Origin of the sequence: Zhongshania sp. R06B22, assembly GCF_040892595.1 — a bacterium.
Taxonomy (GTDB): domain Bacteria; phylum Pseudomonadota; class Gammaproteobacteria; order Pseudomonadales; family Spongiibacteraceae; genus Spongiibacter; species Spongiibacter arctica.
This window is the reverse complement of the sequence record NZ_JBFRYB010000002.1, coordinates 63,267-76,140: the sequence shown is the minus strand read 5'-3', so window position 1 is coordinate 76,140 and position 12,874 is coordinate 63,267. Positions and strand designations below refer to the sequence as shown.

General features: G+C 48.4%; 9 protein-coding genes. 5 read left to right on the top strand and 4 right to left on the bottom strand.

What is annotated here, in order from left to right; genetic code table 11:
* Positions 1 to 49 precede the first annotated feature (49 nt).
* From AB4875_RS16280 to AB4875_RS16270, 3 genes are all read left to right on the top strand, one after another.
* The gene (locus tag AB4875_RS16280; RefSeq protein ID WP_368377169.1) at positions 50 to 1,000 is read left to right on the top strand and encodes a winged helix-turn-helix transcriptional regulator; all 951 of its coding nucleotides are present in this window, start codon (positions 50 to 52) and stop codon (positions 998 to 1,000) included.
* A 127-nt stretch (positions 1,001 to 1,127) separates the two neighbouring features.
* Complete coding sequence (locus AB4875_RS16275; RefSeq protein WP_368377168.1) at positions 1,128 to 2,018, top strand: DUF1295 domain-containing protein; 891 nt, start codon at positions 1,128 to 1,130, stop codon at positions 2,016 to 2,018.
* Between the two features lie 54 nt (positions 2,019 to 2,072).
* Positions 2,073 to 4,334: a TonB-dependent receptor gene (locus tag AB4875_RS16270; RefSeq protein WP_368377167.1), complete on the top strand. Its 2,262-nt coding sequence runs from the start codon at positions 2,073 to 2,075 to the stop codon at positions 4,332 to 4,334.
* 205 nt (positions 4,335 to 4,539) lie between these two features.
* Here AB4875_RS16270 and AB4875_RS16265 read toward each other — a convergent pair whose 3' ends face one another.
* Complete coding sequence (locus tag AB4875_RS16265) at positions 4,540 to 5,427, bottom strand: fatty acid desaturase family protein (RefSeq protein ID WP_368377166.1); 888 nt, start codon at positions 5,425 to 5,427, stop codon at positions 4,540 to 4,542.
* A gap of 153 nt (positions 5,428 to 5,580) precedes the next feature.
* On the opposite strand from AB4875_RS16265, the gene AB4875_RS16260 reads away from it, so the two are divergent.
* On the top strand, positions 5,581 to 6,600 hold the full coding sequence (locus tag AB4875_RS16260) for an AraC family transcriptional regulator (RefSeq protein ID WP_368377165.1): 1,020 nt from the start codon (positions 5,581 to 5,583) through the stop codon (positions 6,598 to 6,600).
* Positions 6,601 to 6,630: 30 nt separating this feature from the next.
* Here the strand turns inward: AB4875_RS16260 and AB4875_RS16255 are convergent, their stop codons facing one another.
* Together AB4875_RS16255 and AB4875_RS16250 are read right to left on the bottom strand one after the other, a co-directional pair.
* Positions 6,631 to 7,059: a hypothetical protein gene (locus tag AB4875_RS16255; RefSeq protein WP_368377164.1), complete on the bottom strand. Its 429-nt coding sequence runs from the start codon at positions 7,057 to 7,059 to the stop codon at positions 6,631 to 6,633.
* A 207-nt stretch (positions 7,060 to 7,266) separates the two neighbouring features.
* Positions 7,267 to 9,768 (bottom strand): TonB-dependent receptor, encoded by a 2,502-nt coding sequence (locus AB4875_RS16250; RefSeq protein ID WP_368377163.1) that lies wholly within the window; start codon positions 9,766 to 9,768, stop codon positions 7,267 to 7,269.
* A gap of 609 nt (positions 9,769 to 10,377) precedes the next feature.
* On the opposite strand from AB4875_RS16250, the gene AB4875_RS16245 reads away from it, so the two are divergent.
* Positions 10,378 to 11,415, top strand: coding sequence for a helix-turn-helix domain-containing protein (locus AB4875_RS16245; protein WP_368377162.1), 1,038 nt, complete (start codon positions 10,378 to 10,380; stop codon positions 11,413 to 11,415).
* 171 nt (positions 11,416 to 11,586) lie between these two features.
* On the opposite strand, the gene AB4875_RS16240 is transcribed toward AB4875_RS16245, so the two are convergent.
* Positions 11,587 to 12,864 (bottom strand): cytochrome P450, encoded by a 1,278-nt coding sequence (locus AB4875_RS16240; protein ID WP_368377161.1) that lies wholly within the window; start codon positions 12,862 to 12,864, stop codon positions 11,587 to 11,589.
* Positions 12,865 to 12,874 lie beyond the last annotated feature (10 nt).

Below are 12,874 nucleotides of genomic sequence, written 5' to 3'. Positions count from 1 at the left end.
TTGATGGAGACCGCGTGATAGTGAGCACTGGAAGAGCCAGCAATAGCCTATGAGCAACAATCATCTGGTTGTAAACAGCGCTATCGCCCAAGGATTAGACGTAATCGGTGATCGCTGGTCGCTATTGATTTTGCGTGATGCCTTTTTGGGCCGCCGTCGTTTTGAAGAATTTAGGCGTTACACCGGTGCCAGCAAAGCTACACTGACTCGACGTCTAGCGGCGTTAATCGAGCAGGGGCTGATGATCAAGCGCAGTATCTCGCCATTATCCAAACGCCATGAGTACCTTTTAAGTGCCAAGGGGGCAGCGCTATTCCCCGCGTCATTGCTCGCCTGGCAGTGGGAGCAGAAGTGGCTGGCCGATGCATCAACCAGCTTGCCTGACACCCTTATTCATCGAGGCTGCCAGCAAGCTATTTCACCGCAAGCGGTCTGCGGCGGCTGTGAGCAGACTTTCTCGCTAGATGAGATTCGCCTGTCACCAATAGCCGTTCAGGGTATTCAACACATTGAAGAGATTAAATCTTTAAGCGGTCAACGGCGGGTGAGATCGCCACTGGTGTCAGAAACTGCCGACACTCGTCTAGCGGGGATCAGTGATTTGATTGGCGATCGCTGGACCTTACTTATCTTGATATCCGCATTTTTTGGTATGCAGCGTTACGATGCGTTCGCAAAGCAGCTTAATATCGCCTCAAACATTTTAAGCTCACGCCTAAATCTCCTTGTCGACAATGGGGTATTACAACGTCGCAGCTATCAAGATTCACCGCCGCGCCATGAGTACCCTCTAACAGCAAAAGGCCTATCGCTTTTCCCGATTGTGATTGCCATGCGTCAATGGGCGGTAGAGTGGGAAGCGGATGCGACAGCCGTTGCCGGCCTGCTGCACAGTAGTTGCGGCGCACTACTAAGCATAAAAGTAAAATGCGGAAGCTGTGCTGAGATTATCGATCGCCAAGATATCGACTATGTATCACGGGCAGATAATCGAAAATAAGCAAGCGGCGCCAAGATTAATATAATGCGATAAGAGTCGGTACATTACAGTGCCAACAAATTAACAATAACTATTATCTATACCTTGTAATGATGCGTATGCGATGAAGTCAACGGAAGGACCTGACATGAAGAGACTATTAATCTGTACGGCGCTAATTGTGCTTTGCCTGCTAATTGCCGGGGGCTTGTCCTATGCTGGCGGTGACGGCGGTTTAGACTTGGGCGGCTATCCGGTGCTATTGATCTGCGCCTTTATTGCCTTTGCCATTCAATGGCTGGCGTTTATTCCAGCCTATATTTTTCAAACCGAACACTATTACGATCTTACCGGCAGCAGCACCTATGTGCTTATTATCTTACTGGCCCTGTTTCTCAGCGCGGGCTCTGAAAAAGGCCTTGATGGTCGCGCAATATTACTGACAGTACTGGTAGTACTTTGGGCTGCACGCCTTGGGCCGTTCCTGTTTCGGCGGGTTAAGCAGGCCGGTAAAGACGGTCGCTTTGACCAGATAAAAGTATCGATACCGCGTTTTTTATTAACCTGGACGCTACAGGGCTTATGGGTCTTCGTAACACTCATTGCGGCATTAACCGCTATTACCAGCCAGCACAGTGAACCGCTAGGTGTGATCGCCCTGCTGGGAACACTTATCTGGTTACTTGGCTTCGCCCTTGAAGTGGTTGCCGACGCGCAGAAGTCCGCCTTTAATAAACGTCCCGAAAATAGCGGCAAGTTCATTAATATCGGCTTGTGGCGCTGGTCTAGACACCCAAACTATTTTGGTGAAATTGTATTGTGGGCTGGCATTGCTTTGATTGCCTTGCCGGTATTTCAGGCTTGGCAGTGGCTCAGTCTCATTTCACCTGTCTTTGTATTCCTACTTCTGACCCGGGTCAGTGGCGTGCCCTTGCTGGAAAAGCGGGCCGACGCTAAGTGGGGAGGCAATGCAAATTATGAAAGTTACAAACGCGACACCCCAGCCCTAATGCCACGGCCACCCAAGCGCAGCGTATAAGAAGCTGCGCCACTTCAAAAAACAACTTCTTTAAAGCAATAAAATGAGACCTTTATGTTTAAGCGACTGGTAAGTTTCGCCCTGCTGTTGGCAGCTCAAGATGTTTTAGCACGCGGCGCGCCGGTGTTGGAAGAGATCATCATTACCGCTCAAAAGCGCGAGGAAAACCTGCAAGATGTGCCCATTTCACTGGTCGCAATAAGCGCTCAAGCAATGCAGGACGGCAATATTGATGATATGTCTGACATTGCCGCCGTGACCCCCAACCTCAGTGTGTTTAGCCACCCACCCCTGACAAGTTTGCGGATTCGGGGTTTGGGTTCGCCATTCGATAAGGGCTTTGAGCAATCTGCAGGTCTATTTCTAGATGGCGTATATCTCGGGCGTCTGGCCTTTCTCGACGCCGCATTTTTAGACGTTGCCTCTGTTGAAGTGCTTCGCGGCCCGCAGGGCACATTGTTTGGTAAAAACACCATTTCGGGTGCCATCAGTATTCGTTCCGTACAGCCGTCGCAAGATCCAGAGTTTATGGCAGAGGCGCTGACCGGGGACGACGATCTGGAAAAATATACCCTCACCGGCAATATTCCCCTTGGCGATACCGCAGCGCTACGCGCTTCGACGCTGGTGAATAAACGCGATGGCACGGTTTATAACACCACCCTGGACCGCGATGAAGGCGGTATCGACTCTCGAGTGGGACGACTACAGCTGCGCTGGGATATTTTGGACTGGCTAGATGTGACAGTGGCGGCTACCGACACCAATCAAGAATTCCGCCTCGGCAGTTTTCAAATACGAGCCGCGACCGACGAACAATTTGCGCTTATGCAGTTCTACGACCCCAGTGTTGAAAAAGACACTAGCAATAATCAGAGCGCCCAAGATTATCCGGCGATGACTTATCAAACGGGCAATAAGTTTGATATCCGTTTTAACGCCTCGCTGTGGGGCCACGAATTCAGCTGGATAAACGCCTTGAGTTCTATCAAGGAGCAGTCATTAACGGATTTGGATTTTTCGCCAATACCCTTGCTGTTCTTTCTCAACGGAGAAGACTATGAGCAGCTAAGCAGTGAGCTGCGCATCGTGTCGCCTATCGGGATGTTCGGGGGCAAATTGGATTACGTAGCCGGCGCTTACGTGGCCCAGAGCGACACCACGATTAAAGTTATTATTGATGCCGCGCCAACGCCTGCTGACTTAGCGTCTGGTCTAAGCGCTACCGGCGGCAGCTTGGGTGGCCTGGCGTCACTTTTAAATCCAGTCACTGGCGATGCCCCGGGGGAGCGCCTATTGATTGACGGTTATCAAGAGAGCATCAGCTCGGCGGTTTACGCCCAGGCAACATGGCATTTTAACGACAGTCTGAGCTTAACCGGCGGTATCCGGGTCTCAACGGAAACCAAGGACGTAGATCAAACTCTACAACTATTCACCGCCGGCACAGACCTTGATGGGCCAGTTTTCACCCAAGTAGTGACTGCTGAGGAATATCGCTTGGTCGACAAGCGCGTGGATCGCGACGTTAGCCCCAAAGTATCGCTGAACTGGCTGCCTAGCGATGATCTAACGTTTTATGCGAGCGCGGCCAAAGGTTTTAAAAGCGGTGGCTACAGTGGCTCTGCCGTGCGCGCCGAGATTGCCGAAGTGGAACCTGAGTCTTCTAGCACCTATGAGATCGGCGCCAAGACCCGCTTGCTTGACGGTGCCGCAACGCTCAATGCAGCCACATTTTACACCGAGTTTGAAGACCTGCAGCTGACGATATTTGAGGGCAATGTCAGCCGTATCTCCAATGCTGCCGGTGCCATCTCAAAAGGCGCCGAGGTCGAGGCAGCGTATGTGACGCCATGGGGCGTGTCGGGTAATGTTTCACTCGCCTATCTGGACGCGACGTTTACTGACTACGCCAACGGTCCCTGCCCTGCCGGCGAAGACACCCCCTGCGATTTGAGCGGCAAACCCCTGGCTTTTGCGCCGCTATGGAAGTCGACATTCAGCGTCAATTACTTTCACGATCTGTGGGCTTTACCGGTCAATATACTGCTAGGTTTTGACTTGCTCTATGAAGCTGACAAGCTACTGCAGTCCGATCAAGATCCCATCGACGTTCAGGGTGAATTTGCGACGGTGAATCTCCGCATGCGCTTGGCAGATGATAATGACCGCTGGTCACTACAGGCTTTCGTACGCAATGCTAGCGACGAATTTGTCTTAGACGGCGGCGGTGATATTCCCACCTTATCCGGTGCCCACTTCGGAAGATCTATCGCACCGCGTCAATTAGATATTGCGCTGCGATTTAAATTCTAAGACGACATTGCTGGAAATAATAATCGCCTTCATCGGGCGCCAGTAAGCCAAGGGGAGAGTAAAACTTTGCGCTATATTTTTGAAGCGCAAAGTTTTAACTCGTTTGATGACTTATACCCAGGTACTCTCGCCTTTTACGCACCACACTATTGAACACTCACATCGAGGCACAACACCGCGAGCCGAGAATCCACTATGCAAGTAATTAAGATTGCTCCGCGTCGATTGGCTTTCTGTTCCATATACCAATAATCGGTGTGCCTTGAGCGCGGAGTATTGGTTCTATCTCTCGGTGAAGCGCGTGATAGCGATAAAAAGGCACTCGTGGAAACAAATGGTGAATAGAGTGAAGATTTTGCCCCAGCCAAATCCATTCAAATGGCCGCATCCAGGTTGGCATAATTAGGCTACTGGTATTCTGATAGCGCTGAGTATTGTCATAGGGAAAATGCGGGCGGTAAGCAAACCAATAGGCCGTAAAGAAACCACCCATGAAATAACCGAGCAGTACAACGACGGCGATACCCGAGCGCTCCACAAGGGTAATGGTCAACACCCGCCAACCAATCGAAAACAATATCTCAAGGCAATAGGTAACACGCTCTTTTAACTGCGCGGTATGCCAGTTGTTCTTCGCGAAGAAGCTATTCTGAACATAGAAAAATTTGAATGTTGTTAGCAATACCCCGAGCAGGCCCGTACGCATACCGCTAATAATAAAATCTGGATCCTTGCCCTCGATGTTAGTAAAGCGATGATGGGTAAAGTGTTCATGTTTATGCGAGTTGTAGGGCACGCCAATTATTGGCGCAACTAGATAGCCGCAGAGATCGTTAATCCAGCGAAACTTTGGGTTATTACCGTGGATATTACCGTGCACTGCTTCGTGCAAGGTTGTATACGACATATAGGTAAGCAGGCCGACTAGCAGCGTTGCAATCCATACAGGCATCAAGCCATTGGCAAAGAGCACAATACACAACACAAAGAGATTACAGACCAGAAAAGTCAGTGCTATCGTTAACCAAGCGGTTTTTCCGATATAATTCTTTGCAGCACCTAGGGCTTGCTTGTTTAGTTCTGCTTGCATCATTTCTACCTTCTACAGCCATTGGCCGACCAAATTATTTGCCAATACTGTACTTTAGATATATTGCGTATAGCAGGGCATTTTTGTCCTATTACGCCGGAGAGATGGCCATACGCAACCACCACGACTCACATATAAGCAACTAGACTCCAGGAGATGGGCAATATAAAAACGACACTTAGGCCGGTGGCTATCAGCAAAGTAATGATTAATTTTGCGATTAACGAGGGGGTGGACCTAGAAACCTGCTTGCTCGGCACCGCTATTTCAGAGCAGCAGCTCAATGACGGCAGCGCCTTAATTGAGCCTGAACAGGAAATGCGGCTCATTGAAAATCTAATGTTGGCCTTACCAGACATACCGGTACTTGGCTTTAGAATTGGCCTTTGCTACAACATCGCTACCTTTGGTATCTGGGGATTTTCGCTTCGCACCTGCAGAACCTTGCGAGATGCATTGCAGGTCGCGCTGCGCTTCTTGCCACTAAGTACCGCCTATTGCGAGATTACCCCCTTTGAGCAAGGTGGCACTTTTAGTTTGCGAATGAACCCACAGGCTATTCCCTCCCACCTTCGCCAGTTTTTACTAGAGCGAGATATGGCGGCGGGTATCATCTTAGTCAAAGAGCTTAGCCTGAATGAGATTCAGTCAGTGGTGGCCGAGTTCATCGAGCCAACATCAGAAGATGCGCGCTTTATTGAAAGCGCCTGCGCGGCTAAACCGACATTTCAAAACACCCACAACGCCCTTACCATTCCCAGCAAACACCTCGATAAGCCTTTATCCACCTACGACGCCAGCCTAGCGAGCATGCTAACTGAACAATGCTCCAAGCAATTACGCGAGCGCCAAACTGGCGGCACCGCCGAGCAAGTTAGGCAGCACATATTGGGTGATTTAGGACTCACAGCATCACTCGAAGATGTGGCATCGGCACTAGCACTTTCAAGTCGCACCCTTAGACGCAAACTAGACCAAGAAAAAACCAGCTTTCGCGGCGTAGTTGAAGAGGAGCGCAAGCAAATGGCGTTTCAATTATTGACTGACAGCGACATGAAGATTGACGAACTCGCCGCTCATTTAGGGTATACCGACACCCGCAGCTTTACACGCGCATTTCAACGCTGGAGCGACTGCTCTCCTGGTCATTACCGGCAATCAAATAAGCAGCATTAGGGCCGTAAAGACCCTTTAGCAAAGGCAGACTTATAGCGGCACTACGGCATCAAGCGCCAAAAAGTTTAAGGTCGGGCCACCCTCTAGCAATAGATCAAATAATACCAACTCTCGATCTCCGATTACCGGCAAACCACCATTGAGATTAGGGTTGCCAGCAACAACCTGAACCAACCCAGAGACCAACATACTCCCGCCCCCCAAATCACCAATCACTGGAATACCACGACCATCAATTAATGGCAGTCCACCTATGACTGGTAGATCTACCAGAACTGGAATACCTGAATTGATTAATAAACCACTTCCGATACCGCCCACCGACAACGGCAGGGCATCTAAACCACCAGCCCCTAGATCAACACTCCCTATAATTGGTAGCTCGATCGCACTAACAGAACCCGCAATACCTAACATGACACTTAAAGCTATAGAGCGCGGAGTCAATTTTATTTTCATACATTCCTCTCCATTTTATTATTAAAAAAGTCGGGCTTGCAGTTTTAGTGAAAGCCCGACAAAGGTAGCCCCAGGGTTGAACAAAATAGTTTCGAAATCGCTATTCTTTATGTTTTCACAATTCAGCAATATTAATAAAGATACCAGTTACAACGCATCTACAAATAGTACTCAGCCCGATTGCATTTGAGCTGATATCTCACATTATTAAAACTTATAGGTCGCTTCTAAACCGTAGGTTCTTGGCGCTCCCTGTTGAAAGTAATCAAAGCCAAATCCCGCTTGCAGATTAATCGCGTAACCATCATATTTTGTTTCGGTAAGATTTTTACCCCACACCGCGATACTGTAATTGTCATCACTACCAAACCAAGTGAAACGCGCGTTATACAAGCCGTAGCCTTCTTGACGAATTTTGTCATAACCGATCTTGTCGTTATAAGCGCTATACCACTGATCAGCCTGGTAATTACCATTGAGGTTCATACTCAGATAGCCGTAATCATTGGTAAAAATATCGTAATCAATGGAGATATTGGCGCTTATATTTGGCGCAGAAATCAATTCGTTACCGGCCAAATCAACGACATCGTCATCATTATTTACAGTCTGAACATTAGAGAGTTCTAGCTCGGTATACTCGCTTTTTAAAATCCCCAGACCGATTTGTACTGTTAGCTTTTCAGTGAGAGCGAAATACATTTCCGATTCGAAACCGAAGATCTTAGATCCACCGGCATTTTCCAAAAAGTTCGAGACGCCGACAACATTAATGAATTGCTGATCGGTATAGTCGTAGTAAAAGAAGGCGCTGTTTATACGAGCACGGCGATCCCATAAGTCAGCTTTAAAGCCAAATTCGTAGGCATCCAGAAACTCCGGTGAGGCGTAGGCATTCTCAAATTCCCGCTCCTCATAGTAAACGCCGGCATTAAAGTTACCTGCCCTAAATCCACGGCTGTAACTGGTGTATATCATTAGCTCGTCATTAAAGCGGTAATCTAGACCGATTTTTCCCGTCCACTCTTTCTCATGTGCACTTAATGGTGTCGCAGAATCTGTCGTATATGGACCGTGGGTATAGCCGGTCTGGGCGGTTAACAGAAGCTCCTCCAGACCGATATTGCCACTGAGGAACTCTGCCAATAATAGCCCCGGCTCCAGAGGACTTTGACCGGCGACATTAGCGGGTATAAAGATATTATCGACGCCGGTGTTATTGCCGGGCACATAGGTTCCGCGCGGGCTACCGTCATAACCTAGTCGGGAGATATTTAAATAGGTCAAATCAATTTTATCATCGGTATAACGAAGACCAAAATCGATGCCCAAGTTGGCAGTGACATTCCAACGAAGCTGTGAATACAGCGCGGCACTAGTTTTTTCGGTATCCATTTTCTGATCAATGACGCCGAAATCTAGCAGGTAGGGATAGTAGCCTGTCACACCGGGGTAGGTTGCAGCCGCCCGTGTATCTGGCGGAGTCTCATACAAGCTGTACTGATTATCTAACTGCATGTCCTCAGTCGCATAATACGCACCGGCAATAAGATCAAAGTCCTCTAAGAAAGTGGTCGTAATTCGAAAATCCTGACTGAAGGCCTGTGTATCGACCCCCCAATTAATCTCCAACAACTGGTCTGGGCTGCCATCGACGTTTTGCGCTTGCGAGTAATCTGAGTCTGCCAAGGAGGTAATGGCAGTCAGGGTATAAGCGTCGGCAACATATTCGATCTTGTTAACTAGTAGATCAGAATTAACTACCAGCGCACCGGTAAAGTTGTCTTCGACCTCGTAGTAATCTAGGTTCTTCGCGGGGCGAGAATACCCCGTATTATCGATAAAGCCATTATTAGGCTTATCGTAAACACCCACCCCCGAGGTTTCTAGCGCTGTCACTAATTCTGGGTTTTTAGAGAGATCCCCTCGAGGCTCATTGCGGCTTGGGCTACCCAAAGCATCGTTGCGGGCGGTCGAGTACTTCAACACCATATTTGTAGAGTCTGTCAGCTGCCAATTAACCACCAATCGCGCCGCCTGGAAATCTTGCTCCGACAAGTCGGGGCCACCTAGAGCGTTCTCAAAATAGCCATCCCTGCGTGAATAAGAATAAGCCAATCTTGCCGCTAGGGTATCTTCTATCAGCGTGCTCTCCACACCGTAATCACCGGCGTGACCATTGTAATTCCGCACACCTTGTTTGAGATTAAATGCGGTAGGATCGCCAATTAGTGGTGTCTTGGTGACGATATTGATTGCACCACCTGTGGTATTTTTGCCGTATAAAGTGCCTTGTGGACCGCGTAACACCTCTAAACGTTCGACATCAAAAAAACTCATGCCATGGGTGTATACCGCGCCCAAATAGGCTTCATCGTTATATACCCCAATCGGGCTGGCTTGGTTAGAGCTGTAGTCAGACATGCTCACGCCACGAATCGAGAATATCGGCTGCACCTCGCCGTAGGGACCACTCACTTGCATATTGGGTACCTGCGCGGAGATGTCATTCGCATTAGAAAAGCCAAACTTTTCCAGCGCGCCCTCGGACATACCGGTTATTGCAATAGGCGTATCCTGGGTGCTAGCAGAACGCTTCTGCGCGGTGACAATAACCTCTTCTAGCTGAGGAGCCGCCATCGCCGGAATCGAAACAAGAAGTAGACCAGTGCAGATCGCTAAACGGGTCTTATTCGGGGGTTTTCTCATTATTATTAATCCTCAAAAAGCTCATTGGAATTATTATATGAAGCCACAATAGCGCAATATTTTTATTATTTTCGGTCAGAAACATTCAAAAACAGACAGCAGCAATTTTATGAGCACTGCCACACATATACATTTTCCTTGTAGATACCATGCCCGCGATACCAGCCAGTCAAGACTTAACTCGGCGGGCGCAGATTTGAGCGCCCTATAGCAGATTCATCACTGTTGGCCGAGGCATGCGTGGATACCGACCTAAAGCGGCTTCACTGGCGGCCACAAGCAAGTCATAGGCCGCAGATATCCAGTATCAGACCCTATTCCCTAAAACGACATTACGAACACTGAGCGTAAAACTCAATTTACCGTCCGAGCATTCGCCCGACGATCGCACCAAACCATTGAAATAATTAGCTATTTACCTGAATTTCGAATTATTATTGATCATTTCAAAAAGCCTGTAGACGAGATTCTACGCTCACGGTATATTATTTGTTACTAACTGCGGCAAAACCACAGAATAAAATATCGCGAGGGCCTTTAACTACTGCCTCAGCTGAAACCGCCGCGACGATTACCCAAAAGCCTTAACATTCACATAGATTGACAATAATGAGAAGTGAATCGGAAGAGAGCCCCTCCTTCCACGCGAAGGTATTCCCCATAGCCTTACTCGATTTGGCAGAGAATTTTTACGTCCGCAGAAAACTAAGCAAGACCGCGCTATATAGTCGCTGCCAGATATCTGCGGCTCAGGTTTTACGCGAAGAAAGTAATATTAGCGGGTGGCAGATACGCGAGATATTCAGATCTTGCAAGGATATCGCGCTCCCCGGTACGCCTCTCTCCGTGCAGCTAGCTGATTACATTCCCATCACGGCTCCCGGCGGGATGTTCGGTCTAGCATCCTTCACCGCAAAAGATATTCGGCAGGCACTGGAAGTCATGGTCGACTTCTCACACACTGTCATGCCCGCCTATCGCTTCGAGCGCCTTAGTGTGGGCGGCCAATGTCATATCATCCTCAAACCCATCATGGACTTCGGGGAAGTTCAATTTTTCTTAGATGAGGCGGTTTGTGGTTACTTTTTAAATCTTAGGCATTTTGCGCAGTTCAGCGACCCACCGATACAAGTTCACCTTAGCCACGCGCCATTGGGCGAAATTGCTGCCTATGAAGATTACTTTAAGGCCAAGCATCTATTCTCACAAAAAACTATTAAAGTCATTTTTGAAAAGCACCACCTTAACCAAGCCCTTTACACCCACAATAAAGCCACATTTAACGAGGTGTACTGCAATCTGAAGGGCACATCTAATTCAATCTCAAAATTATCGATAAGCGCTAAAGTTAAGAAAAATCTTCAACTGCGCCTAGCTGATGGTCTATCGACCAATATCTGCCAGATCGCAGAACAAATGAATATCTCTGAGCGCACCTTGGCGCGACGATTACACAATGAAAATAGCTCCTTTGCAGAGATCAAGCAGCAGGTCTCCTTCGATTACGCCAAGCTACTGCTCGAAAGCACTGAATATCCAATATGTAAAATTTCCCATATCTGCGGATATAATAGCGACTCCAATTTTTCACGCGCCTTTAAAACCTCAACAGGTCAAACCCCTAAGCAATTCCGCAGCAGATGCTAATTAGATAATATGCAATGCTGACTAATAATGACGCCGCCCTAATCTAGTTCTTTGACGCCCGCTCTTGCTGCACGCCCAGCACCCACTACTTAAGTAAAGCGCAGGCCTGAGCCTAGCCAAGAAATGCCCAGATGGTCTGCGCACAAAGCACAGACCTGTTTTTGCAAGACGCTAGGCTGAGATAGGGCTAAGCTTCACATGCATTGATGTATAACCAAACACAAAGTTTGAGTGCACTCGCTCAGGCTCTTCTACCACTTTAATATCATCAAAGCGCTTCAGTATTTCTTCCCAGGTTACTCGCAGCTGCATTTCACCCAGACGATTACCCATACAGCGGTGAATACCAAATCCGAAGGAAAGGTGATGTCGCGCATTAGCACGATCAATAATAACGTGGTCGGGATTTGCGATGACGCGCTCATCACGGTTCCCCGAGATATACCACATCACAACTTTGTCACCTTTTTTAATAAGCTTACCGCCAAGTTCAACGTCGCGGGTAGCAATCCGCCGCATATGAGATAGCGGTGTTTGCCAGCGGATAATCTCTGACACCATGCTGGGAATTAACTTGGGGTTCGCGCGCAGTTTTGCAAACTCTTCGGGAAACTTATTCATAGCCAGGACACTGCCGCTAATCGAGTTCCGAGTTGTGTCATTACCACCGACAATCAAGAGCGCCAGATTCCCCATGAACTCCTCAGGACGGCTCATCATGTCGCGGGTGTCTTCATTGGATTCCATAAGACTAATCAAATCGAAACCGACAGGGTTACCCGCCTTGCGCGACGCTGATTTTTGCTCCCACAAAGCGCCGAAGGTATTCACCATATCGTGCAATGCCGCAAAGCGCTCCTCCTGCGACGCAGTGCCACCGGACAGTTCCGGGGCGCCAGTCGCTATATCAGACCAATAAGCTAATTTGTGGCGATCCTCATACGGGAAGTCAAAAATAGTCGCAAGCATTTGCGAGGTCAGCTCCATTGAAACACTGGAAACCCAGTCAAAACTCTCATCCAGCGGCAGATTATCTAGAATGGTGCCAATGCGCTCGCGAATTAAGCCCTCCATAGCGGCAAGGTTTCTCGGCGCAACCACAGCTTGAACCGCGGCACGCTGCTGATCATGCTTGGGTGGATCCATGGAGATAAAGTTAGCAACGGGGATGGTGTCGTCTGGTTCACCGATCATAATGAACGGTTCCGAAGAAAAGTCCTGATGATTGGTATCAACCGCGACAATGTCTTCAAATCGGGTAATTGACCAAAACGGACCAAACGGACTGTTTTTTTGATAATGAACAGGATCCTCATCACGCACTCGACGGAAATAATCTTGCCAGCGATTTTGTGAATATAAACTGGGATCACTCAGATCTATACTCTCTAATGGCAGAGAATAAGGATCCGCTAAAATAGAATCTTTATGCGCGGCTTGGCTAGTCATAACAGTCACT